Raw genomic sequence first — 24,631 nt, forward strand, 5'->3', positions numbered from 1 at the left:
TGAAGGAGAAAGACAAATAGCCAAAGTAAGGAATGAGGGAATCACATGCCCATGATCTACCATGAAACGTATATTGAAGCACCGATTGAGCGCGTATTCGACTTGGCGCGGAGCATCGAAGTGCATATAGAAACCGTCCCGAAAACCAACGAACGCGCCATTGCCGGCACGACAAGCGGGCTGATGGAGTTGGGCGACTGGGTGACATGGAAAGCGACGCATCTCGGCGTCCGCCAAAAGCTCACGTCGAAAATCACCGAGATGGAGCGGCCGTACCGATTCAGCGACGCCATGGTCAAAGGCGCTTTTCATTCCTTCCATCACACACATGAATTCACTGAAAGCGGAAGCGGCACGCTGATGAAAGACTGGTTCGTCTACCGGGCACCGTTTGGCGTCATCGGAAAAATCGCCGATAAATTATTTCTCGAACGCCATATGGAGAAATTCCTGTCGACGCGCGCAGCTGAATTGAAGCGCATCGCAGAAAACCGATAAGCATAAAAAAATCCATCCGCATATATGCCGCGGATGGATTTTTCAAAGCGTTAGACAAATCTAACTTCTTACTCGACAGTCAAAAATCAATGAGATAGCTAAGTATTTGGAGAAGCGTTCGCTCGACTCCTGTGGATCAGCGAGACGACCGAGACCCCGCAAGCAGCGAAGCGAATGAGGAGGCTTGGGCGCGAGCCCCCGGAAAGCGAGCGATAAGCTTCGGAGAATACGGTTTCTTGATTCTTATGGGAGCAGCTTAGTTATTCGTAAACTCCAATTGGTGATGACGCAAGGCCTGGTCCAATTTATTGTAGATATCGATCTCACCGAAGTTGACGCCCAATTGGATCGCAGTCTGGGCGATTTCCGGGCTGATGCCGGCAAGTGCCGTGCGAACGCCGATGATTTTCAAGCCTTCGATCAGCTGGAAGATCTGGTGGGCGACCATCGTATCGATGATGGGCACGCCGGAAAGATCGATGAACAGCCGCTCGATCGATTTCTCATGGCATTGCTGCAGGACGTTTTCAAAAATGATTTTAGCACGGTATGTATTGATCTCGCCGATCAACGGAAGCAAGCCGCTGTCTTTGGAAAGCAGGATGACGGGTGCACTCATTTCGACGATCATTTCCTGTTGTGCATTCAGCCGGCGTTCGGCCGCTTTCGTGTTCTGGTCGATGAATTCAAGGATGATGGCATTCGTCGTGTCGACCACGGCTTGATTCCATGCATTCAACTGGGCATGCGTAATGGTCTCTTCCTGCAATACCGCAAATTCCTCGATCAGCTCCAAATACTGCTTTTGTGTGCGGAAGAATTCCTTGATGACCGCGTTGAACGGTGTCGATAAATGCGCTTCGTCATTGGCGACGCGCAAGATCCACTCTTTGAAGATCTCGATGCAATCGCTTATCTCCTTGCTGAGGGCCGAGCAGAACAGCTCGTGGAACTCGTAATTCTGCTGCTTCAGCTTCTCGATTGCCTGGGGTTCTGTATCCCCGTAGACGCCGCCCGCGTCCTTATCGAGCGTTTCATACCATTGTTCAGTCAATCCCTTAGTTCTTTCCAATAAAAAATCCTGCAATTCAAGGTTTTTAAACATTTTCTTCTTCCCTTCAATGGAATGGTCTTCTCAAATGAAAATCATGCGCTAAAAGAACTTCACGAATTCAAACGATCGATACTATACATCTTAAAGCAATTGAAAAAAATATGCACGAAGACTGAGGGGACTGGCGGTTGGATTTTGCGCAAAGTCTGGAAGCTGAATCATTACCGTCATTTGCTTCGTACTGGGTTGCCGGCTGATCATTACGCTACGAAAGGACAAAAGTTACGGAATGGGAATTACCATAATTATGTAGAAATGCCGGTGTCTTATTAGTATAGTTAAAGCAATAAGCATAATGAAGGTAACAGGAAGAAAGCGAAAGGGGAATTGCATGAAATTCAAACACATCATTTACCTGATCGGCGCAATACTGGTATTTGTATTTGCAACACTCGCCAGTTGGTATGAAGGCGGGCAGCTGAGGGACATCTCGTGGGAATGGAAGTACTCAGCGGTATTTTCCACTTGGCTGAACGGGCCAGTGAACGAGGCAAGTGATATCTTGGTAATCGACCATTTCGTCTACGCGGCGAAATTCGAGCCGCTGTTTCCGTTGTTGATGGCAGCATCGTTCCTGTTCATCGTCTTCGAGCTATCGGCTTGGCTGTTGAGGGACCGGAAAACCATGCATATCGTCTTTTTGTCGCTGATGGCGGTGGGCTTGCTCTTGATGAGTGCGATGCTGCTGAACTCGCCGACGGCCGGGCTCACTTTGTTCTCCGGTTTCTTCGGGCTTTCAGGCCTCTTGACGCTCCTCCTGATCCTGTACCGCAACAATAAGAAATGGATGCGCCGGGCAGCCGAACGGACGGATTAAGGATTCATGATCCAATTCGGAGGTGTTCAAATGGAATGGTTGGTGAATATCATGCCGATCCTATTCATAGCAGGGTTTGCATATGAATTGATTGTGCAGATCAAAAAATCTCTGTTCATCGTGAAGTCGGTGCCATGGGATACAACAAGCAATAAACGAGCGGTTTTTGGAAATCACCTATATACATTGACTCTTGCAGGATTTGTCCTGTCATTGATTGTCAATCTGCTTGTATTCAATCAATACATTCAACAGCCACAAGGCACGGCCAATGCGGCTAGCTTAAGCGCATTCGTCTGCTTGCTGGGGATGTTCATTGCCAAACTCGGCATCATGCCAAAAGAACAAGACTTTAAAGCATTGTCTTCCAGCAAATAAAATAGCCTCCGGTTCGAGCCGAAAAATGGTCTCAACCGGAGGCTTTCTTGTGGAATTAAAGAAGGAACAGCAATACGCACAAGCTCACGAAAGTGGCACCGAATGAGATTTCGATTTTCGTTTCTTTCGCACTTTCGTGTTTCACTTTATGCACCACCGAAAGCACAAACAGGCTGTAGAGGAATAAAAAGAAATAAAGAATCCCGTATAGAATCCAGCGGGCATCCGTGATCCAGCCGCTCAAAGGAGTGAAGACGGCAGCTGAAATGAACAAAACAACAGAAACCGCGAGCAACAGTCCCGACAGCACGTTCATCTTGTTCCACAAGGGGGGCGACAGGAAGCGTCCGCTTTTTTTGCTGTGGAAGATGAAAAACAAATGGATCAAGCTCGTGCTCAGCAAGATGAAGGTCAGCACGATCAGCATTGAGCTGACGGCACCCGACGTAAGCACGTTTCCGATATTGACTGAATAGAATTCGGCCAGGAAAGCCAGGGCGATCAAGCCTGCCAAAGCGGCCACTTGGTAAACAGTCCATTTTGAAAATAGCATCCAATTCTCCTTTTGGCAGTTTCGATTGAGTTCTGTGTGAATATCTTAAAAGCCTTACCTTACTGTACGGGATAACAGGGAAATGGTTTCGATATTGAAGGGAATAGAGCGGTTGCCTATCTCGATTTTGTGGCAGATTTTCTACTAAGCCGGTAAACAAGGGCGCGATTCTCCGTCATCGGTGGCATTTGCGCCAAGAAACAGCTATCATGAAACCAACTGATACAAGCCGCATGATCAGAAATTTTCATGGGAAACAGTCAGCTATCAATCCAGGAATTTATAATTTGCTGAAAGGGGAGTTGAACGGTGGCTTATCAATTAAGAGAAAACTTCAAGCTATTCTCGTTGAATTCAAACCAGGAACTGGCTAAGGAGATCGCGGATCAACTCGGCTGTGAGCTGGGCAAAAACTCCATCACCCATTTTAGCGATGGGGAAATCCAAATCCATATCGAAGAAAGCGTGCGCGGGGCAGAAGTCTACGTCGTGCAATCGACTTCGCAGCCAGGCCATGAGCACGTCATGGAGCTATTGATCATGATCGACGCCTTGAAACGGGCATCGGCAGACTCCATCACAGCGGTCATTCCATATTATGGATACGCACGACAGGACCGGAAAGCAAGTTCACGCGAACCGATCACGGCGAAGCTCGTGGCGAACATGCTGGTGAAAGCGGGCGTGGACCACGTCATCACGATGGATTTCCATGCGCCGCAAGTGCAGGGCTTCTTCAATATCCCGGTCGACCAATTGCTCGGCATCACCGAACTCTCCGAGCATTTCATCAACAAAAAGCTCGAAGACGCCATCGTCATGGCACCGGATAACGGCGGATTGAGCAGGGCGCGCAGGCTTGCGGATCGCCTCAATGTGCCGATCGGCTTCATCGACAAGCGCAAGATGCCGGATGAAACCGAAAGCATGAACATCGTCGGGGACATCAAAGGCAAGAACGCCGTCATCATCGTCGACATCGTCGATACTGCGAAGACCGTTTCCGATGCAGCGAACCTGCTTGTGGAAAATGGCGCAAAAGCGGTCTACGCTTGCTGTACGCATGCCGTGTTGTCGGGCGATTCCGTCCAGCGCATCCAGGACTCCGCATTGACGGAACTCGTCGTCACCAACACGATCCGCGTGCCGGAGGAAAAGCAAATCCCGAAAATCACCATCCTGTCCGTCGCGCCATTGCTCGCAGAAGCGATCGAGCACGTGCATAACGAAAAGCCGGTCAGCCCTTTGTTTGAAGGATGATCATAGAGAAATGAAGCGAACCCCAAATGCGTGTCAGCTAGACGGCGCGTATTTGGGGTTCGTTTTTGTTTGGTGCGGAACAAGGAATTACAGATTCGAAAGTCCAGCAATTGAAGAGTTAAAGGTCAAACAGCGTATAAACCTTAGGGAAATCCGCTGTTTTCTTTATGAATAGGAACCGCTGCAAAAACTGAATATGTTAGAGTGAAAATATGGAAATGTATCTTGTTCAAATCCATTTTAATTTTATGTGAAACAATATTTTCTTCTTGTTCCATTCTGCTAGTTCGAAACAAAACGAAACGCAATCTTAAATTAAACGGTATATAGAAAAAGCAATCAATAGAAGGAGGGAAGGACAATGAAACGATTTTTCTATTATTTCATCTGGAGCATCGCCATCGTACTCGTAGTGTATTTGGGATTGCAGCTTCAGCAAGTATTGGACGAAAGAACAGACATGACCTTCAATCCGATTCCTTACTGGATTTATGTCACGATTTTCCCGGTCGTCATCGGCTTGTTATTGCGCACACCGAAGTTCATGCTCGAACGAAAACAGCACCGGATCCAGGGCTTCGATTGGAGCAAGTTCCTGGCCGTCGGGATTCCTGCCTTTATCGTGCTTGTTTTGTCTCTTCTGCCGTTTCTGCCGTTCGAAAATGTGGCGTATCCGGAATTCTACAGCCGCATCAGCTTACTCCTCTTCAGCAGCACGACCGCCCAGACAATCGCCGGGCTCGTCTTCGGCTATACCTTATTGGACAGCTTCAAGAGCGAGGAGCGGGGATTGCAGGAAACCACTTCCGACCTGTTCAACGCGGTCATGAAATTCACGCCGAAATGATCGTTCGTGGACTGAAAACTGTCTGTTCAAAACCTATAAGGGGTGGCGCTACATGAAAAAACATTTGAAATTCGCTTTGGCAATCTGATGGTCTCGGCACTGGCAGGCTGTTTTGCCGAAGATTACGATGTCGGTGTGCCAAGGGCATATTTGCTGGCAGATGATGGCTTGCGAGGCCAACCCATGCCACTGACAGAAGCCAACATCAGCTGGAGTTCATCGACTGGGGAAGTAACGGAAAAGATAGAGGACATTGAAGAACTCGGCTTATCGCAAGAGCCTGTCAAAGTTTCCCCAAACCAGCCGGCCACTTTGGATTTCAAGGAGAATGAAGAAAACGGCGGGGACATCTGGACGGATCCGACGATCACGGCTGCTTTATGGAAAGACGGAGAAGAAACGAAGCTTGAACTGGACGATATAAGTGAATTCCGCTTTCCGCAAACCGAAGGGAATTATGTTTTGGAAGTGGAATTCATTGATCGAGCCAATGAAGCCCAATATCTAGGGAATATCGTCATTGAAGAGCCAGCAGAGCAAAAGGCTGGGCATTTGCCCAGATTTACACATGTCGAGATGCCTTCGCTCACGAAACTTGATTCCGCTGACCCAAATGGCGAGATATTCGACCATAGCTATTCAGAAGTCTGCTGGAACGATTGTGAAGATAAGAGAGCCTATAATATGCCCGATGTTCACTCTGGCGATGCGGAAGCAGGGGATAGAATCGTGGTTGACTGGGGAATGATGGAACCAAATCCAAGCGAAGTCCAGTTGATCGAAATAGTCGATGGAGAAGAAGCAAGCGAAGAAGCCATCGCGACTGACCTTACTGCAATAACGATCGAGGTAAGCGAACAAGAGCTTGGAAAACAATATTCGGTTCAATACTTATGGCGAGATGGGGAAGAACTTATCGGCCATAGCAGGCTCGATTTCAAGCTGCAATAAATTGCCCCGTAACCGTTTGGCCAGCGGAGAGCCTGATGCCTTTATTCATTCAAGAAGATCTTAGCTCTTGAATCGGATGCATGTGAATTTCTGGCGTTCCAAAATCGACATCCAAGTCCTTTTATACGCCAGTGACTCTTGAAGCAGGCTGTAACTTATGTTCAATCAAATTACAGCCAAGCTTTGAATCATACATAAAACTTTTATCTAGAGGAGGAAAAATTTCATTTTGAAAATAATTAGGATCATATTGAATGTAATCGTAATTGTCTTTGCAGCTTATGTACTGTTCATCGAGGATTTTACGTTAATGCCTTACGTCATGCTGACAATGGGGATTTTTATGCTGGTAGCTGGATTTGAAAAAATTCAAAAGGATAGAAAAGAGTTTTGGGGTTACATGTTTGTCATTGTTTCTATATTTATTTTCTTTGTTTCGGCACAGGGATTCATAGTGAACGCTTAAGATTTCACTTAAAACTGCATGTAACTCATTGATAGGTAAACCGCATTCAATTCAAGCATTGGATACATCTTGTATTCAGCAAATTTCAAAGGAGATTACCTTGAAAACTCTCTTGGAGAAATTCATTTATTTTTTAATAAGCCTTTTTGTTTTCTTGTTGCTTTTCAAGATTGTTGCGTGGATAGCAAATACGCATATCCCTTTGAACACTCAGGCACAATTGATATCCGGCATCATCATTCTTCCTGTTATTGCTGTTCTTTCGATTATTTTATCGAATTTGCTAGTTAAAAGCATAAAAGAATCCAAGTGAAAGTGACTTTTTGGCAGGAAGTTACATTCGCTTTTTTCGATTGTGCCGATTTCAGCAAGAACTTGGATAGCACGGGTTTTACTAAGGAAGGATGAATTCAAGGCCATTCTTCCATCGACGTATGTGCAGTGGTTACCGTTGCAAGGCCGTGGCAGAAGCGCTTAAAGGCAGGCACATTCCTTTCAAATATCCGATCGGATATATGATGATCCAAGTTGCTTGCATTGATAATATCCTGTGGAAATAATACAATTTATTCAAGAAAGCGCTTTCATTATTGGCGAAATTCTGCTTTTATAAAGGGGAATGAGAAAGATGGCAAAGATGGAGTTACCACGGGGGAAAAGTTATATTCGGCTCGACCAGGTCAGCGAGGAAGACATCGAAAACTTGATTTTGAGGGTCAATAGCTGCGCGTGGCGGCAAACCTTCCATATCCAACCGGTGTCTGGGCTTCTCAATGACCCGAACGGCTTCTGTTTTTACCACGGTGAGTTTCATTTGTATTACCAATGGCATCCGCTCGGGCCTTTCCATGGATTGAAGTATTGGTACCATACGAAATCGACGGACCTGGTCAACTGGGAGAATGTCGGGATCGCCATCAAGCCGGACGAGTATTTTGACAGCCACGGCGCGTATTCGGGAAGTGCTGTGGAGCATGACGGAAAATTGTATTTGCTGTACACCGGCAACACGCGGGATGAGAATCTTGTGAGGCATCCTTACCTGTGCATCGCGCAGATGGATGACGAGGGGAATATCATCAAATCGAAGAAATCCGTGCTCGATAAAGTGCCGGAGGGCTATACCGAGCATTTCCGCGACCCGAAATTATGGAAAGTGGAAGACCGGTATTACGCGGTCATCGGAGCGCAGCGAACCGATGAAACAGGGGCTGTCTGTTTATTGAGTTCATCCGACTTATTGGAATGGAAGTTCGAAGGGGAACTGGCCACCAACTTGGACAATTTCGGGTTTATGTGGGAATGCCCGGATTATTTTGAAATGGATGACCGGGGCATCTTGATCTTCTCGCCGCAAGGGCTGGAGCCAGAGGGGGATCTTTACCAGAATATTTACCAGGCCGGTTATGTGCTGGGCGAGAAAATTGATTTAGAGCGGCGCAAACTGACTCACGGGGATTTTATCGAATTGGACCGCGGGTTTGATTTTTACGCCCCGCATACGATGAAAGACCCGAGTGGCAGGCGGCTGATGGTGGCCTGGATGGGCTTGCCGGAAATCGAATATCCGACCGATAGCAGCGGATGGGCGAACTGCCTGACCATCCTTCGGGAATTATCGCTTCGGGACGGGAAAATCATCCAGGCGCCGATTCCGGAACTTCAATCACTCCGTAAAACCAAGACCGAAGCACAAGGCGAACTTCGGGATGAAACGAAAGTGATTGAAGGATTCTCAGGAGTCACGTACGAACTCGTCTGTGAGTTTGAACGAGGGGACGCCCTGGAATACGGCATCGAATTCCGTGCGGGCAATGAAGAAAAAACGGTCATCAAATTCGATGCGGAACAGGGAAAAGTGGTCATGGACCGCACGTCGTCGGGCAAAGTGATCGGCAGCAAGCATGGCACCGAACGCAAATGCCGGATCGATGGCGATGTCTACAAATTTCATTTGTTTGTCGATTCCTCTTCGGTGGAGATTTTCGTGAACGACGGGGAAGAAGTGTTTACCGCACGGATTTTCCCGGATACCCGGAGCCAGGAAATCCGGTTCTTTGCAACAGGCGGTAATGCTGCGTTTAAAGCGGTGAAATGGGATTTTGATAAATGAAAGTCGGAAGAAGGAGAGGTGCTGAATGGGAAATCTGTTCTCGATTGGCGAAATATTAATCGATTTTATTCCCCATCAAAAAGGCATCGCGTTAAAGGACGTGGATTCTTTTACGCGAGTGCCTGGCGGTGCGCCGGCCAATGTGGCAGCGGCGGTTGCGAAGTTTGGCGGGACGGCTTCACTGATCACCAAAGTGGGGCAGGATGCCTTTGGCGATTTTCTATTGGAACGGCTTGCCGAGGCAGGAGTGAAGACCGATAAGATTGCACGAACAAAAGAAGCGAATACAGGGCTTGCGTTTGTTTCGTTGCGCGAAGACGGGGAACGGGACTTTTCGTTTTACCGGAACCCTTCTGCGGATTTGCTTTTGGAAGCTTCCGAAGTGAACGCCGGCTGGTTTGGGCCGGGCGATGTGCTGCATTTCGGCTCGGTCGATCTCGTCGACAGCCCGATGAAAAAAGCCCATGTGAAAGCGATCATTGCCGCCAAGACGAATGGCGCGTTCATCAGTTTCGACCCCAATGTACGCCTGCCGCTTTGGGACAATCCGAAGCAATGCCGCGAGACCATCCAGGAATTCATCCCGACAGCCCACATCCTTAAAGTCGCCGATGACGAGCTGGAGTTCATCACCGGCATCGCGGACGAGTCGGTCGCCATCGCCTCTTTGTTCACGGGCGATGTATTGGCGGTGGTGTTAACAAAAGGCGCTAATGGCGCAGATCTTCATGTACAAAATGAAAAATTCACGTCCGCGGGATATTCGGTGAAAGTCGAAGACACCACAGGGGCGGGCGATGCCTTCACTGGCGCTTTCCTGTACCAATTATTGAAGTTGGGGGCAGGACAGGACAATGTGGAGACGTTGCTGAAAGACCATCACGGAGAGATTCTCGCTTTCGCGAACGCCAGCGGGGCGCTGGCCACGACTGGAAAAGGGGCGATTTCTTCACTGCCGACGAAAGATGAGGTGCTGGAATTGATGAAATAAACCATTGAGGGAAGGGTAGGGTATTGATTTGACTGCCCAATATTTCGTCTTGCAAGAACCACTTTAACGGTGGTTCTTGTTTTAGCTTTTTCGATAAACGGGTAAACATGGAGCAAGACAATTCACTGGAGGCTGGTTAGTATGAAATCGACAAACCATGTGTTTGAAGTAGCTTATACTGAACAGGAACTTGAAGCGAAAGTGGAAGGGATGAAATCGCATGGGTATGCCAAAAATAATATCCATGTCTTAGCGGAAAATGCGGATATCCTAAATGCGATTGAAACCCAGGAAGAAGTGCAGACGCACGAAACGGAAACCCTTACCGACAAATTCAAATCGGTATTCACGGGACAGGACGCGGTACGCGACGAATTAAACAAACTGAATCTAACCGAAACGGAAATCGAGGAATTCCATGACATTCTTGAAAATGAAGGAATCGTCCTATATGCCGAGCAGCAAGCTCACGGCCAATAGTGTTTGCATGTGGCGGAAACGACACCTCTAGGCATAAGCTTATCGGTCATAACCGCCAGAAACTGAAGAAACCCGCAACCCCACGTGTGGATCGCACATGGGGTTGCGGGTTTTGCTATGTCATTCCTTCAAGAAATCCGGATCCATATAACGCGGGTTCGGGTAATCATAGAAGCCTTTGCCGTTCTGGATGCCCATGCGGCCTTTGTCGAGGAATTCCGTTTTCAGATAGTCCGCAACTTTCGCCGCTTCCGCGTCGCCGGCGTTCGCCTTGGCGACAGACAAGTGATACGGCGTGTTGATGCCGATCACATCTAAGATTGCAAAAGGCCCTCGCGGTGCACCGGTTGCGATCATCCAGGTCTTGTCGACGGTATGCGGGTCCGAAATGCCGTTGACGACCAAATACTGCGCCGAATTGAGGAATGGCACGAGCAAGGTATTCAAAATATAGCCCGGCTGTTCTTTATGGAGTGGCAGCGCGACCATGCCGATCGCTTTGGAAAATTCGACGACGTCGTTAAAGACGGATTCGTCCGTGCCGCCATGTCCCATAACCTCTGCGGTATTGCTGCGCCAGATGTCGTTGGCGAAATGGAGCGCCAGGAATTTCTCAGGGCGTCCCGTATATTCCGCGAACGTGCTCGGCAGCATCGTCGAGGTATTGGTCGCAAAGACGGTCTGTTCCGGTGCGACTTTCGCCAAGTCCGTATAAAATTCCTTTTTGATGTCGAGCACTTCAGGCACCGCTTCGATCATCAAATCGGCATTCTCTACTGCTTCGCCTAAATCGGTATGGAACGACAAACGGCCGTATGCCGCGTCCAATTGTTCATCTGTCGCTTTCAAGTCTTTCTTGAAATGCTTCTTCAGCACCTCGAAACGTTCTTTCGCACGAGTTAAAGCGTCATCCGTGATATCGTATACCGCGACATCAAATCCGTGATACGCAGATTGAAAAGCGATTTGGCTCCCCAACACACCGCTTCCTGCGACCGTGACATTCTTGAAATCCATTCCATCCCACTCCCTTTGAATAGATGATGAAAGTCTTGGTGTATTGGCAGAAAAGGATGTTTCTGCCAAAGAATCTCTAATTCCCATAGTAGGGGAAGCGGAGGAGTTTTGCCATTGATAAATTAAGAAACGAGCTTCAGCCCGACCGCAGAGCCAAGCACCATCGCGATAAACAGGATGCGCCGCCAGTCTTTCGATTCGTTGTAGAACATCATGCCGATAATCGCGCCCCCCGATGCCCCGATACCTGTCCAAATGGCGTATGCCGTACCCATTGGAAGTGTTTCCATCGCAAACGACAAGAACAAGAAGCTCGCGACAAAACCGCCGATGAGCATGGCGAGCGATTGCCATTTGCGGTCGTGATGCCATTTATTGATCATGGCCACGCCGGCCATTTCAAAAATCCCCGCAAATATTAACGAAATCCAAGCCATCACGCTTCACTCCTTTCAGGTGCAGAATCCGGTGTCACGAGTTTCAATCCAATGACGCCGAGCAGCAAAATCCCGACCAGCACCAGTTTTGCGGTGTTGATGGGTTCACCGAAGAACAGGATTTCGGACAAGACCGTCCCGGCCGTCCCGAGCCCAACGAACACGGCATACACCGTGCCGACCGGCAATTTGTTTCCGGCATCGATCAGCAAAGTGAAGCTGACGCCGATCGCAACGACGGTAATCAGCCAATCGCCGAGCGAATCCGCATGCTTTAATCCCACGACCCACGCCACTTCGAACAATGCCGCGATCAATACTTTTCCCCATTGAAGATTCATTGGAATTCCTCCTGTACGTACGAATTAATTAAATTTCATTAGAGTGTAAAGTAGCCTATACAAAGTCCAAATTTCAGCTTAATTATTTTTAATGTGCTGAAGAAATGGAGCAAAATAGCGGAGACTCCCGTGGGAAAGCGAAGTGCCGAAATCCACTCGGGCGATAAGCCCGAGTTAGTTCGGCGCAAGCCCACCGGAAAGCGCAGCTATTTTGCGGAATGTTTGTCGTTGAAGAAAGCTACTAAGCAAAATAAAAAGCCCGGGAGAACTGTAAAAACAGTTTCTCCCAGGCTTTTGTCCCTCCGTGTCACAGCAAGCGCTGTGTGTTTTCTCTCGGACCAGGCCAGCTATGCTGCGGAACCCTAGAAAACTTTTTTTGTAATTCAATTACCTTATTTATATAAGAAATGGGCCCGAACTTCAAGCGAGAAGGGTCGAATGCTTAAGGGCGCCTGTTGTCCATGGCGTCCGCCACTCCGTGTGAAGCGGGATGTTCTTCTTTCCGCAATCCATCGATGACGTTCTGGTAATCTTTCGCTGTGCGGTTCTGGCTCAACTTATAGGCCGCTTGGATTTCGGTGATTTTCAGCTTGAACCCGACGATGCCTTTGATTTCCTGCTCGAGCATCTCTTTTGGCAAAGTATCCCACAGTACCGGCTCGTCGCGATGCTGCTCGTAAGTTTCCAATAGCGTCACCAAGTCCTGGCGCAGTTCATCTTCCGGCAACAAGCGCCCCGTGCCGTATACATGCGCTGATTGGTAGTTCCAGGTCGGCACGTTTGGTTGCTCGTACCAGGAAGAGGAGACATAGGAATGCGGCCCTTGGAACGTGACGAGCACTTCATCCGTCTCTTCGATCGTACGCCATTGCGGATTGCCATAAGCGAAATGGCCGGTCAGGTAATAATCCTCGCCTTCTTTCTTTAACTGCAAGGGGAGATGGGTCGCAATCGGCCGGCCTTTTCTCATCGTGATGAGCGTGCCGAACGCATTCGCCTGGATAAACTCGCGGATCTCTTCCGGGTCGTTCACTTTATAGTATTTTGGAATATACATGACGCACCGCCTTTAAAATATTGATAGTGCATGTATAGATGTTTTTTTAGAGATACTACACAAAACCGCTACGCTTTCCTGCGGGCGAGCGCCGAGCCTCCTCAGTCGCTTCGCGCCTTGCGGGGTCTCGGCTGTCTCGCTTTCCTGCGGGAGTCTCCGCGCTTTTGCTTCGTATCTTCATAGCAATCTACACAGTAGTATTGGTTATATTAGAGTGTCTTCGTCAAGATCAAATCCGTCTGCTCGTCGTCCCCCATGAAGAATGAATGGCTGCCGGTTTCGACAAAGCCTTTCTTTTCGTAGAACGCGCGGGCGTTATCGTTATGCTCCCAGACGCCGAGCCAGATTTTTTCTTTGCCGAGTCGTTCCGCCATCTCGAACGCCTGGTTCATCAGTACTTTCCCGGTGCCGTTTTTCTGGAATTTCTTCTTGATGTAGATGCGTTCCACTTCGAGGGCCTGATCGCCCATCGGTTCCGTTTGCGCTTCGTCTGTATTGATTTTCAGATAACCCGCCGCTTCATTGTCGACCATCGCGAAATAGAAATGGGAAGAAGGGGTGGCAAGTTCTTTCTCGAGCTTCGGTAAATTATAGGCCGCTTCAAGATAAGCGTTCATGTTCTCTTCGCTATTGTGTTCGTCGAAGGTTTCCTTATAGGTAAGGATGCTGATATCCTGCAGTTGTTGTAGGTCGTCTGCTGTGCATTTACGTATTGTCGCCATGAAGATTCGCTCCTTTTATTCGTTAATAATCGCGCTTATGGCCTTTTTTGACCGATTCGAAATCGACTTCGATGTTCTCTCGGATGCGGCGCAAATAGCGCTCGATTTCTGCTGCTTCCTGCTCTGTAAAGCCATCGAGTGCGACCGCATTGGAATGCTCGTTTTCCCGGATGATGAAGGGGTAGGCCTGGCGTGCTTTTTCAGTCGGGTAGATCTTTTTGATTTTCTTGTTGTCCGGGTCATTCCGTTTTTCAATAAAGCCATTGCTCTCCAATTTCTGGAGCGCGCGCGTCGCGGTGGAGCGGTCGACTTTGATGAGGTCGAGCAATTGCTCCTGGATGATACCGGGATTTTCGCAGATACGGACGAGGTAGAGATATTGCCCTTTCGTCAGCTCCAGTTCTTTGAATTCGATATTGCTGATGGAATCGAGGGCACGGGCAATCATGCCGAGTTCACGCAGGATTTCTGCCATAGGAATACTCCTTATATTATGTTGCATTTGCAACAATAATGAATTATATTGAGTGTACAAGAACCAATCGGCCAATGCAAGAAGGGGGAGCAAAAAATGAAATATTTCTTTTACGTCATGGGGCTGCTGTTATTGTCACTTGGTATTGCACTGACCATTCTGTCGGACCTCGGCACATCGCCGTTCGACGCCTTGCTCGTCGGGCTTAGCTTCAATATCGGCTTGACGGTCGGCAGCTGGGAAATCATCATCGCCGCCATCATGATTGCCGGAAACGCCATGCTCGGCTGGCAAAAACCGGAACTTCTCGGGATCGTAACGGCCATCATCGTGGGCATCGGCATCGACTTCTGGCTCCATACATTGGTTGGAGTCATTGCGCCAGTGGGCATCACGGGCCAGATATTGTATTTTACAGCGGGGCTGTTTGCGGTAGGGGTCGGCACGGCGATATACCTCCACACGAATTTCGCGCCGATACCGGTTGACCGCCTGACCCTGCTCGTTAAAGAGCTCGCTAAAACCAACCTGTTCGTTTCGAGAACGGCGATTTATCTCTTATTCCTTGGCTTGGCAATGGCTTTTGGCGGCCCGATCGGGATCGGGACCGTCCTGACGGTGTGTTTTGCCGGCTTCATCTTGAATGCCATCATGCCGTTTACGGCGAAGACTTTGGATCGGGTGCTGCTTCCGAAACAGCCATTCGGCCACCAGTAATTGCATTCGGAATAGTTCGTCAATTTTAATTTATATGGTAAAGTTGTTCCAGGAGGTGTTTTTTTGGATGTTAACAGAAAAACAGCTATTCTTACGTTTGTATCAGGTGTCGCAGCGACACTGATTGTCTTGCCGCTCTTGTATGCGCTAGGCGTACCGTCTTTTGAGGTGATCCTTACTGGATTGTTCGGGGAAGGAAATCCGTGGGCGCTCGCTTTCGCAGCATTACTGATTCTACTCGTGCTCTTCAGTCTGCGAAAGTCATTCAAAAGCTCGGAATGAGCGTTTCGGATGTGTATGTACAACTTGTTAAGCAGCACCTCATAGCATGGAATCTCCGATAAGATGGACGATCATTCGGTGAGGTGCTTTTATGTATTCAGTTTATGTGAGGGAGATGGCGATGGATGAAGGAATACTTCAATGAAAACAAAGCTTACCATCTGTCATTCCTCATCGGCGCCATTATCGCTTTGGCGATAGCGGGTATTTTTGCCGACGGGGCAGGGTATAGTTTGGTCCCTTGGGTGCTCGGTGCATTTTTCGTCAGTGAAATCGTGCGGTATATCGCTTGGCGTATTGAACAGAAAGAGTATTAGAAATCATAACTGCCATAAACAAAACGACGCAACTTATTGAAAAGCTGCGTCGTTCTTTTGAGATCCAAATCAAAAATCCAGCTCTACTTCCTCAAACAAGGTAACGCCGAAATAGCTGTACTGGATATGGACGGTACGAATTTCCTCGTCATGCATCACACTAAGCCCGTAGATTTCATCGTCTTCAGAAGCGCTGCCGTCGTTCTGCTTTTCCAGTGTCTCGGTAGGAGAGGTTCCGGTTTTAATCGTGGCCTCATCGATATCCGTGAAGCGGTAAGGCTGTGCTTCATCAGACCGGAAATCATCCGTGATGATGAACCCTTGCATCGCATTGCTCATCTGGATTTTGTTTTCCATCGGCTCTTCGTAATTATTGACTGCCACCTCCGTCAAATGGATATCGCCCCATCCTTTATTGCCAAACCCGACAATGACAGAATGCTGGTTTTCATTCGAAGCCAATGTATTCGTTTCAAGCGGCGGGTTGCTCTTCAAAAAAATAAGCGTCCCACTCGCTAAAGCAACAAACACCATTAAGCTTAACACCACGATCAAAATCTTCTTATTCAACTTCCCCAATCCCTTCTGCTTAACGGCCGCCTCAACCGAAAAATACCTGATACAAACCATAGGCAATCACCAAGATCACCAGCAGCAAAATGACCCCGCCGATTTCTTTCAATCCCATGCCGCGCGTATCGGGCATGCCGCTTTGCGCACGGTTGGCCGAATCGCTGACATTGCTGCCTGCGTGGTCGTTTTGGTCTTTCAGCTGCAGGCGGTCGCGCTGTTCCTCGGGTGTATTGTTTTCGGACATACTGATTCCTCCCTCTATCTATTGTGCTGAACGAACTTAGGAAGCGACTGATACGCTATCATCAGGAAATGCAGTTGTACAAGCTCTATCTATTAACTCCTTACCCCAAAACGATTTTGCTTAACTCCCTTGTCCAGGCTCCGCCAACCCGGCCTTTATGCAAAATTGCAGGTGATCGGCTATGTTCTGTGCTGATTATATATGATAAGATGAATCTATCAATATTTTCCATATAAACCATATTAATTGAAGTAGAGCAAAGGGGGCAAAATCATGGGGCCAGTTGCAATGCTCGCGATGCTTGTTCTGGCCATTGTGTTCGTCTATTTCGCCATCAAAGCGATCAAGAAAACGATAGATGGCTTCAAATGACCAGTTCATGCATTGGTGATCAGTATAAAATGTTTCGGGGATGGGAGTGGGAACGATCAAAAAGCTGATTGGCTTATTAATCATTTCATCGGTGTTATTGGCGGGCTGCGGAAGTTTACAAGGCACGGTAGCAGAAAAGGCAGAGGCGAGCTTTATATTGGAAGTCAGCTCGGATGACTCAAGGCAGCCGCCATCCGAAGAAATCCATCTTACCGATCATACAGTTTTCAGCGGGGCCATTAACACATTCGAAGAATTGGAAGTGGGAGACCGCGTGGAGGTGGCTCCATTCAATACGAGTCCTGAAATTCCTTATTTTCTTGCTGCTAGGGTAATTGTCGAATGAATGTTGGTAAAACGGGAAGAAATTTATTATGTCCCGCTTTAATCACTTCATCGTCATCTAATGAAAATCAACAGGCAGTGCGTTGAAGAGAACAGGATCAGGCGCATCCTTTTCCTAGAGAGCTCCGGGGTGGTGGAACGGGGCAAAAGGGTGCGGGCGAAGCAAGCCTCTGAGCACCGCATCGGAACCTAGTGGATGATGCGGCGTCCGCTCCCGTTATCGTGCTAATGGAATCTGGGAAGCTTTGCTCATCATCGGGACGCCCGCAGCTATCGGGCTGGCGTCAGAACTCGCCATCGCCCAATGAGCCGTCATCGCTTCAGCTGCGGGCGGTGAGTCTCAAGCAATCCAAAGAAAGCGTCTTGGCTTAGGCAGTATTGGAAGGCGGAACGCCAGCCACAACATAAAGAAAGGCTTGCCGGACATCCGGCAAGCCTTTCTTTATGTTTATTCTCCATTCTCCAAATCCTCGATCAATTGTTCCATCTCCGCGATTTCCTTACGCTGCGCTTCGATGATTTCATCCGCGAGCTGTCTCACGCGCGGGTCGGAAATGTTCGCGCGTTCACTCGTCAAGATGGCGATCGAGTGGTGAGGGATCATCGCTTTCATCCAGCCTGTGTCTTCAATGAGCACTTGGCTGCGCACGAGATAAAGCGATAAGGCGAAAATCAGCGCGCTACCGGCAAGGATTCCGGCATTCGCTTTCTTGTTCTTGTACATCGGCCACATGAACAGCATCATGACAATCGCCATCACCGAGCCCATGATCAAAGCCATATAGAGCCGCGTTTCACTATAGCTGACATGCGCAAATTCAAAGACATTCAAATACATCAGCCAATACATAATAAATGTGGATGTCCCGATCATGATTCCGAATTTCAAATAATTGTTCATCATCTCTCTCCTTTATGATTTTTTGGTCGTGTGTTACTCCACAGGCGCTAATTCATCTTCGGTGACCCATTTATGGTTGGTCACTTCTTCTTCAGTATCGGTTGTTGTGAAATCAATCATGTAAACAGTCGTCTGTTCGGCAGAATCGATGGTTGCAGAAGCACCGTCCATGCCTTCCATGTGGTCGGCATCGAGCACGACTTCATCTCCGGCTGCATAAGGTTCTTCAGGTGCATCTTCTAATTCTTCGTGGATAACCCATTTATGGTCTTCGACAGGATCGCCACTGCCCTCAGACGTATAGCTCACCGCGTACACGGTCGTATCATATGCGCCAGCGATGGTTGCTTCAGCACCTTGCATACCGCTCATATGATCTGTCTCGATAATGGCTTGTTCTCCAACTTCATACGTAGGATCTTGTGCTTCCTGCAAATCGTCCGGAACTTCGCCGGAACTGGAATGATCCATCATATGGCCGTCATCGCCGTCCATATTCTCGTCCATTTGGTCGTTCATCTCATCGGAATTCTCTCCCATGTTTTCATCCATCTGCTCGTCCATATCCGTCGGTGCATCGGAAGGCGAAGGATCTGCGTTGCACGCACCTAGCGCCAAAGCAGCCACAATCGACATCGCACCCATCATCATCTTGTCTTTAATCATTTTCTACCCCTCTTTTCTTAGTTGTATGCTTCCTGGAATTAAATTGAATACTATACAAGTTGAACTATACACTTAGAGAAAGTGATGAAATCGCTCCAGGCGGACGCTTTCCGCGGGCATGGCTTGAGCCTCCTCGGTCGCTGCGCTTCCTGCGGGGTCTCAAGACTCATGTCGCTCCGTCGCGATGCTCCGTCACTGCTCCCGCAGGAGTCGCCGCCTTTCGCTTTTTCATCTGACTTACTCAATAGATATGAAGCAAAACAGCTCAGTCTCCCTGGGGATTAGAAACGGAAGTAACTTTCCAACTCCGTTTCAACGAAGTGCTGAAGTCCATTCGGACACGTGCCTAAATTAGTTCAGCGCGAGAGTTGAGCCGAGCTTTTCATCTGTTTTGCGGAATATCGATTGCGATGGAATCTACAAAATAGTAATTCAACTTATATAAAACGAGCAGATTACATTTTTGGCTTTCAAGACAATAGAGTACCGCAATGCAGACCACCCACAGCTTAAAGCCTTAATCATGCCCTTATGATTAAGCTACCCCGAAGTTCTGCATAATGTGTGCAGGAAACGTGACAATTTATATTTATGGAAATTAATTAAGTTTTTCTGGGACAGAAGCAAGCTGTTTTTCCCGGATATGCACAAAAACTCGAAACTTATCCGGTACACTTAAAAGGATAAACATGCTTTGTCTTTGCTTAGGGCAGGACAAAGGAACGCGTAGCTCGAAGTTTAAGCATAAGATGAAAGCGCAAGCCTGATGAATTTCTGGCGGACACGCTGAAAGAGGGAGTATATGTTCAATCGACTGGCATTAAAAATCGGCCTATTATTTTTCGTCTTCATCGTCAGCATCGAATTGTTCTTGTTTTCGACGCTCTATATCACCTACGTCAATGAACGCGTCGATGAAGTGATGTCGAACTTACTCGCGAGGGGCAATACCCATAGCGAAGTGCTCGAGGACAGCTTCAACGAAACGACATTGTCCCACGTCGCTATGATGGAATCTTCTTCGGACTTCATTGTCATCATCACCGATGAAACCGGCAACGAATTGACCCATTCCGACAGGATCGAACCGGAAATGCTCGACGTGCTCGGCCATGCCGATATCGAACATATACCGGACCAAGGCGAAATCCTCGAGGACAATTGGCGCGATGAGCGCTTTATCGCGACCGACAGCCCGATCACCATCGGCGGCGAGCACCGCGGCCATGTCTTCATGTTCGCGGAAACGAATCATATTAAAGAAATGGTCGACCGCATGAGAAATCAATTCATTCTCGGCGGCTTGATTTCGGTGCTGTTGACGGTCATCACCATTTTCCTATTGTCGCGCTTTATCACCTTGCCGCTCATTCACATGAAAGAAGCGACCGAGAAACTGGGCAAAGGCCAAAGCGAAGTGGCGCTTCATATCGAACGCAATGACGAACTCGGTGAACTGGCGAATGCCATCACCCATCTATCCGATGATTTGGACCGTCTCAAGCAAGAACGCAACGATTTTCTTGCGAGCATCTCCCATGAACTGCGCACGCCGCTCACCTATATGAAAGGCTACGCAGATATCGCAAGCCGCCCGGGACTGACAGAACAAGAGCGGGAGGAATACCTCGCGATCATCCGCGAGGAAACCGGCCATTTGACGAAGCTCATCAAGCAATTATTCGAACTGGCACAACTCGACCATAACCAGTTTTCGATCCAAAAAGAACAAGTGCAGATCGATGCGCTATGCCATTCGGTCGCCGCGCTCGTGCGCCCGGCATTCAATGACAAGAACATCACGATTTCGGTCGAATGCGATCCGGAAATCACCGCGTGGATCGACCCGGCGCGCTTCCAGCAAGTCTTGCTGAATATCCTCGACAATGCGCGCAAGCATTCCGAGCCGAACACTACGGTGATCTTGCAAGGGCGCCAAAACGAGGAATCCATCACCATCACCGTGACCGACGCGGGCGAGGGCATCCCGCAGAAAGATTTGCCATTCGTCTTCGACCGCCTGTACCGTGTCGACAAATCCAGGTCCCGCCAGTCCGGCGGCAGTGGCCTTGGGCTCGCGATCGCCAAGGAGCTGGTCGAATCGCACGGCGGCCACATCAACATCGATTCTGCGCCGAAATCGGGAACGACGGTCACCATTACATTGAAAAGGGGGGACGGGCGTGCATAAAATCTTATTGATCGATGACGAGCAGCGCATGCTCGATTTATTGTCCTTATATTTAACGCCCCATCAGTATCAATGCACAAAAGCGCAAGGGCCACGGGAAGCGTTGCGTTATTTGGAAACGCAGGCGTTCGATATCGTCTTGCTCGACATCATGATGCCCGAGATGAGCGGTTTTGAGCTATGCGCCAAAATCCGCAGCTTTTCCGATGTGCCCATCATCATGCTGACGGCGCGCGAGCAGCAGGAAGATATCGTCAAAGGGCTCAAGCTCGGAGCGGATGACTATATCACCAAGCCGTTCAACGAAGAAGAATTGCTCGCCCGCATCGAAGCGCTGCTCAGGCGGCAGGCGCCGAAAAACATCATCGAAGTGGGCGGCTTGAAATGGGACGAGGAACGCTTCGAGCTGAGCTATTTGGGCACGCCGATCAAACTGACGCCTAAAGAGTTCTTCATGGTCGGGCAATTAGTGAAAAACCCGGGCAAAGTGTTTTCACGCGACCAATTGATTTTGCTCATCTGGGGCTATGACTCGGAAACAGAAGGGCGCACGATCGATTCGCATGTCCGCAACGTCCGGGAGAAAATCCGCCAATCCGGCTTTCCAATCGATAAGCATTTTCTGACCGTTTGGGGCGTCGGCTATAAATGGTTGAACGAAGCCGAATAAACGCACAAAAGAGCCAGCGGGAAACGTTCCAGCTGGCTCTCTCTGTCTTATGCGATTGAACGGCAAGCTTCCGCGCATTTATGGCAAGCTTCTGCACAGCGTTTGCAATGGTCGTGCATATCGGCGTGTTTCTGGCATTCGTCGCCGCAAGTCTGGCAGATTTCTGCACATACTTTAGCCAGTTGGGAAACGAACGGTGAATTGCGGGTAATCGCTTGTTCCAGATACGCGCACATATCTGCGCATTCCCGGTCCAAACGGATGCATTCCGCCATCATCTTGACATCGTCTTCCTGTAGGCAAGCATCAAAGCAATGGTTGCACGCTGCCATGCAATCGTGCAGCGTTTCGAGCAATTGCTGGTGTTGTTCGTGAGCCACTCCAAAAACCTCCTCATTAGATTTAACTTGTCAGTAAGGAAATTTCCCGCTTGAACTGGAAGTAAACGGAATGTGCCGAACTCCATAAAAATTCCATAGAAACTGCACAAATTCCGGATAGGGAGTGCTTGGCGGTTCTCGATAATTTCTCGATAATTGGCGCTTATAATGTAGTCAAGAGAACCGAAAAACAATCCGAGAGGTGAAAGCTAATGGCAAAACATGACGAAACGAAACCGCATGCAGACGATCAATCACCAGGTACAGGCCATCACGGCATGCATGAAGACGATTCGACCGTGCAGGAAGAGCATGTGCACACAGAACATGAGCATAACGGACATGACTCGGAAGATCACGGAGGCGGACACGGCCATCACGGGCACGGCGGACATGAAGACATGGTGGAGGATTTCAAGAAGCGCTTTTTCATCTCGCTGATCCTGACCCTCCCGATCCTTGCGATTTCACCGATGATTCAGCATTTTCTCGGCGTCGATTGGCGCTTTGCCAACGATATGTACGTATTGTTCGCCTTGTCTTCCATCGTCTTTTTCTACGGCGGCTGGCCGTTTCTTGTCGGCGGCATCGCCGAATTGAAAGACAAAGCGCCGGGCATGATGACCTTGATTGCGCTCGCGATCACCATCGCCTACAGCTATAGCACTGTCGTCGTGTTCGGCTGGGACGGCAATCAGCTGTACTGGGAGCTCGCGACATTGGTCACCATCATGCTACTGGGGCATTGGATTGAAATGCGCTCGATCATGGGGGCGTCCAACGCGCTCGAACAGCTCGTCAAATTGATGCCGAATGAAGCACACCGTCTGGATGACAATAAACAAGTCGAAGATGTGCCCTTGTCCGAAATCCGCAACAAGGACTGGGTATTGGTCAAGCCGGGCGAGAAGATCCCGGTCGATGGCGTCATCGTCGAAGGCCGTTCCACAGTCGATGAATCGATGCTGACGGGTGAATCGATCCCGATTGAAAAAGAAGACGGCGATGCGGTCATCGGGGGCTCGGTCAATAAAGAAGGTTCGCTCGTCGTGGAAGTCGAGAAAACCGGGGAAGATTCGTATTTGTCCCAAGTCATCACGATGGTCAAGGAAGCCCAAGAATCGAAATCGAGAACGCAGGATTTGACGAACCGTGCCGCGAAATGGCTGTTTTATTTGGCGCTCGCCGCCGGATTCGCCACGCTGTTCGCCTGGCTTGCACTCGGCTATGCCTTTGACGTTGCCATCGAACGCATGGTGACGGTCATGGTCATCACTTGCCCGCACGCACTCGGGCTTGCAGCGCCGCTTGTCGTTGCGGTATCGACCTCGATTTCAGCGAAGCAAGGCTTATTGATCCGCAACCGCGCGGATTTCGAAGGCGCGCGCAATTTAAACGCCGTCGTCTTCGATAAAACCGGAACCCTGACTAAGGGCGAGTTTGGGGTTACCGACATCATCGCGAGTGAAGGCTATAGCGAAGAACAAGTCTTGCAGCTCGCTGCAGCGATCGAGCAGAACTCGGAACACCCCATTGCGACGGGAATCGTCCAATCGGCAAAAGAGCGGAATTTGACGATCGGCAAAGTCACCGATTTCGAATCGATCACCGGTAAAGGCATACAAGGGCAAGTGGACGGGATGAAAGTCAACGCCGTCAGCCCTGGCTATATCAAAGGCGAAAACCTGGCTTATGACGAATCTGTCTTTAACTCATTATCGGAAGAAGGCAAAACGGTCGTCTTCGTCCTGGCCGATGACAAGCTTGCCGGCATGATCGCGCTTGCGGACATGGTGCGCGACACGGCGAAACAAGCGGTCGCGGCTTTGAAGGAAAAAGGCATCCACTCGATCATGCTGACAGGCGATAACCAGAAAGTCGCCAACTGGGTTGCCGCACAGCTCGGTATCGAGGAAGTATACGCCGAAGTGCTGCCGGACGACAAAGCGAACCAAATCAAGAAAATCAAAGACAAAGGCTGGCGCGTCGCCATGACCGGTGACGGCGTGAATGATGCCCCGGCACTCGCGACCGCCGACCTAGGCATCGCAATCGGCGCTGGGACGGACGTCGCGATGGAAACGGCAGACGTCGTCCTCGTCAAAAGCAACCCGAACGATGTCGTCGCGCTCATCGACTTGTCGAAGAAGACCTACCGCAAAATGGTCCAAAACTTATGGTGGGCGACCGGCTATAATATTTTCGCGATCCCGCTCGCAGCAGGCGTCCTGGCACCGTGGGGCATCATCGTCAGCCCGGCGGTCGGCGCCGTGTTCATGAGCTTGAGCACGGTCATCGTCGCGATCAATGCGAAACTGCTGAAAGCGTAAAGAAGCATTAGCAAGAGCCTATACTCGTGATGAGTATAGGCTTTTTTGTAGAGAGAATGCGATTGTAAAATGAAAGAGAAAATTTCTGGGCGGCTCTAAAACCAATCAAACCGAGCATAGTTACAC

Annotated in this window: 30 protein-coding genes and 1 riboswitch; of the genes, 17 read left to right on the plus strand and 13 right to left on the minus strand. The window is 49.1% G+C overall.

All coding sequences use genetic code 11. The features are described from left to right. Positions 1–45 precede the first annotated feature (45 nt). Positions 46–498, plus strand: a complete 453-nt coding sequence (locus DP119_RS02670; RefSeq protein WP_112230581.1) for an SRPBCC family protein — start codon at positions 46–48, stop codon at positions 496–498. A gap of 256 nt (positions 499–754) precedes the next feature. On the opposite strand, the gene DP119_RS02675 is transcribed toward DP119_RS02670, so the two are convergent. Continuing rightward, entirely contained in the window at positions 755–1,570 is an 816-nt protein-coding gene (locus tag DP119_RS02675; RefSeq protein ID WP_240616361.1) for an STAS domain-containing protein, read from the minus strand. 373 nt (positions 1,571–1,943) lie between these two features. Here DP119_RS02675 and DP119_RS02680 point away from each other — a divergent pair, with 373 nt between their 5' ends. Together DP119_RS02680 and DP119_RS02685 are read left to right on the plus strand one after the other, a co-directional pair. After that, a complete protein-coding gene (locus DP119_RS02680) occupies positions 1,944–2,429 on the plus strand; it encodes a DUF4306 domain-containing protein (RefSeq protein ID WP_167399173.1) in 486 nt (161 codons plus the stop codon). Positions 2,430–2,459: 30 nt separating this feature from the next. After that, complete coding sequence (locus DP119_RS02685; protein ID WP_112230587.1) at positions 2,460–2,807, plus strand: hypothetical protein; 348 nt, start codon at positions 2,460–2,462, stop codon at positions 2,805–2,807. A gap of 55 nt (positions 2,808–2,862) precedes the next feature. On the opposite strand, the gene DP119_RS02690 is transcribed toward DP119_RS02685, so the two are convergent. Further along, positions 2,863–3,360 (minus strand): hypothetical protein, encoded by a 498-nt coding sequence (locus DP119_RS02690; protein ID WP_112230589.1) that lies wholly within the window; start codon positions 3,358–3,360, stop codon positions 2,863–2,865. 309 nt (positions 3,361–3,669) lie between these two features. On the opposite strand from DP119_RS02690, the gene DP119_RS02695 reads away from it, so the two are divergent. The 7 genes from DP119_RS02695 to DP119_RS02730 all read left to right on the plus strand — a co-directional run bounded on the left by DP119_RS02695 (position 3,670) and on the right by DP119_RS02730 (position 10,468). Beyond that, positions 3,670–4,620, plus strand: coding sequence for a ribose-phosphate diphosphokinase (locus DP119_RS02695; protein WP_112230591.1), 951 nt, complete (start codon positions 3,670–3,672; stop codon positions 4,618–4,620). Positions 4,621–4,981: 361 nt separating this feature from the next. Next, positions 4,982–5,467, plus strand: coding sequence for a hypothetical protein (locus DP119_RS02700; RefSeq protein ID WP_112230592.1), 486 nt, complete (start codon positions 4,982–4,984; stop codon positions 5,465–5,467). A 183-nt stretch (positions 5,468–5,650) separates the two neighbouring features. Then, a complete protein-coding gene (locus DP119_RS15920; protein WP_205853827.1) occupies positions 5,651–6,418 on the plus strand; it encodes a hypothetical protein in 768 nt (255 codons plus the stop codon). A gap of 310 nt (positions 6,419–6,728) precedes the next feature. Continuing rightward, positions 6,729–6,884: a DUF3953 domain-containing protein gene (locus DP119_RS02710; protein WP_240616362.1), complete on the plus strand. Its 156-nt coding sequence runs from the start codon at positions 6,729–6,731 to the stop codon at positions 6,882–6,884. A 637-nt stretch (positions 6,885–7,521) separates the two neighbouring features. Further along, positions 7,522–8,997 (plus strand): glycoside hydrolase family 32 protein, encoded by a 1,476-nt coding sequence (locus tag DP119_RS02720; RefSeq protein ID WP_112231915.1) that lies wholly within the window; start codon positions 7,522–7,524, stop codon positions 8,995–8,997. 25 nt (positions 8,998–9,022) lie between these two features. Next, positions 9,023–9,988: a carbohydrate kinase family protein gene (locus DP119_RS02725; protein ID WP_112230598.1), complete on the plus strand. Its 966-nt coding sequence runs from the start codon at positions 9,023–9,025 to the stop codon at positions 9,986–9,988. A gap of 141 nt (positions 9,989–10,129) precedes the next feature. Further along, complete coding sequence (locus DP119_RS02730; protein WP_112230600.1) at positions 10,130–10,468, plus strand: general stress protein; 339 nt, start codon at positions 10,130–10,132, stop codon at positions 10,466–10,468. Between the two features lie 120 nt (positions 10,469–10,588). Here DP119_RS02730 and DP119_RS02735 read toward each other — a convergent pair whose 3' ends face one another. The 6 genes from DP119_RS02735 to DP119_RS02760 all read right to left on the minus strand — a co-directional run bounded on the left by DP119_RS02735 (position 10,589) and on the right by DP119_RS02760 (position 14,517). After that, on the minus strand, positions 10,589–11,485 hold the full coding sequence (locus DP119_RS02735; RefSeq protein WP_112230602.1) for a 3-hydroxyacyl-CoA dehydrogenase: 897 nt from the start codon (positions 11,483–11,485) through the stop codon (positions 10,589–10,591). Positions 11,486–11,607: 122 nt separating this feature from the next. After that, positions 11,608–11,922 (minus strand): DMT family transporter, encoded by a 315-nt coding sequence (locus DP119_RS02740; RefSeq protein WP_112230604.1) that lies wholly within the window; start codon positions 11,920–11,922, stop codon positions 11,608–11,610. Further along, a complete protein-coding gene (locus tag DP119_RS02745; protein ID WP_112230605.1) occupies positions 11,922–12,263 on the minus strand; it encodes a DMT family transporter in 342 nt (113 codons plus the stop codon). The genes DP119_RS02740 and DP119_RS02745 overlap by 1 nt, the downstream gene beginning before the upstream one ends. 281 nt (positions 12,264–12,544) lie before the next feature. Then, a riboswitch (guanidine-I (ykkC/yxkD leader) is annotated at positions 12,545–12,640 on the minus strand. A gap of 65 nt (positions 12,641–12,705) precedes the next feature. Then, complete coding sequence (locus DP119_RS02750) at positions 12,706–13,320, minus strand: FMN-binding negative transcriptional regulator (RefSeq protein ID WP_112230607.1); 615 nt, start codon at positions 13,318–13,320, stop codon at positions 12,706–12,708. A 209-nt stretch (positions 13,321–13,529) separates the two neighbouring features. Further along, entirely contained in the window at positions 13,530–14,042 is a 513-nt protein-coding gene (gene paiA / locus DP119_RS02755; protein ID WP_112230609.1) for a spermidine/spermine N(1)-acetyltransferase, read from the minus strand. A gap of 22 nt (positions 14,043–14,064) precedes the next feature. Further along, entirely contained in the window at positions 14,065–14,517 is a 453-nt protein-coding gene (locus DP119_RS02760) for a MarR family winged helix-turn-helix transcriptional regulator (RefSeq protein WP_112230611.1), read from the minus strand. A gap of 96 nt (positions 14,518–14,613) precedes the next feature. Here DP119_RS02760 and DP119_RS02765 point away from each other — a divergent pair, with 96 nt between their 5' ends. The 3 genes from DP119_RS02765 (at position 14,614) to DP119_RS02775 (ending at position 15,833) form a co-directional block, all read left to right on the plus strand. Further along, positions 14,614–15,234, plus strand: coding sequence for a YczE/YyaS/YitT family protein (locus tag DP119_RS02765; protein ID WP_112230614.1), 621 nt, complete (start codon positions 14,614–14,616; stop codon positions 15,232–15,234). 63 nt (positions 15,235–15,297) lie between these two features. Continuing rightward, complete coding sequence (locus tag DP119_RS02770; RefSeq protein ID WP_112230616.1) at positions 15,298–15,516, plus strand: hypothetical protein; 219 nt, start codon at positions 15,298–15,300, stop codon at positions 15,514–15,516. A 125-nt stretch (positions 15,517–15,641) separates the two neighbouring features. Then, positions 15,642–15,833: a hypothetical protein gene (locus DP119_RS02775; protein WP_112230618.1), complete on the plus strand. Its 192-nt coding sequence runs from the start codon at positions 15,642–15,644 to the stop codon at positions 15,831–15,833. Between the two features lie 69 nt (positions 15,834–15,902). On the opposite strand, the gene DP119_RS02780 is transcribed toward DP119_RS02775, so the two are convergent. Further along, on the minus strand, positions 15,903–16,403 hold the full coding sequence (locus DP119_RS02780; protein ID WP_112230620.1) for a hypothetical protein: 501 nt from the start codon (positions 16,401–16,403) through the stop codon (positions 15,903–15,905). A 31-nt stretch (positions 16,404–16,434) separates the two neighbouring features. Next, positions 16,435–16,650, minus strand: a complete 216-nt coding sequence (locus DP119_RS02785) for a DUF6366 family protein (RefSeq protein WP_112230622.1) — start codon at positions 16,648–16,650, stop codon at positions 16,435–16,437. Between the two features lie 418 nt (positions 16,651–17,068). On the opposite strand from DP119_RS02785, the gene DP119_RS02790 reads away from it, so the two are divergent. Next, the gene (locus DP119_RS02790) at positions 17,069–17,368 is read left to right on the plus strand and encodes a hypothetical protein (RefSeq protein ID WP_146747850.1); all 300 of its coding nucleotides are present in this window, start codon (positions 17,069–17,071) and stop codon (positions 17,366–17,368) included. 447 nt (positions 17,369–17,815) lie between these two features. On the opposite strand, the gene DP119_RS02795 is transcribed toward DP119_RS02790, so the two are convergent. Both DP119_RS02795 and DP119_RS02800 read right to left on the minus strand, forming a co-directional pair. Continuing rightward, positions 17,816–18,268 (minus strand): DUF305 domain-containing protein, encoded by a 453-nt coding sequence (locus DP119_RS02795; RefSeq protein ID WP_112230626.1) that lies wholly within the window; start codon positions 18,266–18,268, stop codon positions 17,816–17,818. Positions 18,269–18,301: 33 nt separating this feature from the next. Continuing rightward, on the minus strand, positions 18,302–18,934 hold the full coding sequence (locus DP119_RS02800) for a YdhK family protein (RefSeq protein WP_112230628.1): 633 nt from the start codon (positions 18,932–18,934) through the stop codon (positions 18,302–18,304). A gap of 802 nt (positions 18,935–19,736) precedes the next feature. On the opposite strand from DP119_RS02800, the gene DP119_RS02805 reads away from it, so the two are divergent. Beyond that, positions 19,737–21,125, plus strand: coding sequence for a sensor histidine kinase (locus DP119_RS02805; protein ID WP_112230630.1), 1,389 nt, complete (start codon positions 19,737–19,739; stop codon positions 21,123–21,125). Next, positions 21,118–21,795 carry a response regulator transcription factor gene (locus DP119_RS02810; RefSeq protein ID WP_112230632.1) on the plus strand — a complete coding sequence of 226 codons (678 nt, stop codon included), beginning with the start codon at positions 21,118–21,120 and terminating at the stop codon, positions 21,793–21,795. The genes DP119_RS02805 and DP119_RS02810 overlap by 8 nt, the downstream gene beginning before the upstream one ends. 47 nt (positions 21,796–21,842) lie before the next feature. Here DP119_RS02810 and DP119_RS02815 read toward each other — a convergent pair whose 3' ends face one another. After that, positions 21,843–22,175, minus strand: coding sequence for a four-helix bundle copper-binding protein (locus tag DP119_RS02815; RefSeq protein WP_112230634.1), 333 nt, complete (start codon positions 22,173–22,175; stop codon positions 21,843–21,845). Positions 22,176–22,387: 212 nt separating this feature from the next. Between DP119_RS02815 and DP119_RS02820 the strand changes: the two genes are divergently transcribed. Further along, on the plus strand, positions 22,388–24,505 hold the full coding sequence (locus DP119_RS02820; protein WP_420812282.1) for a heavy metal translocating P-type ATPase: 2,118 nt from the start codon (positions 22,388–22,390) through the stop codon (positions 24,503–24,505). The last annotated feature ends 126 nt before the right edge of the window (positions 24,506–24,631 follow it).

The sequence above is a fragment of the Planococcus maitriensis genome (assembly GCF_003289925.1).
GTDB lineage: Bacteria > Bacillota > Bacilli > Bacillales_A > Planococcaceae > Planococcus > Planococcus maitriensis.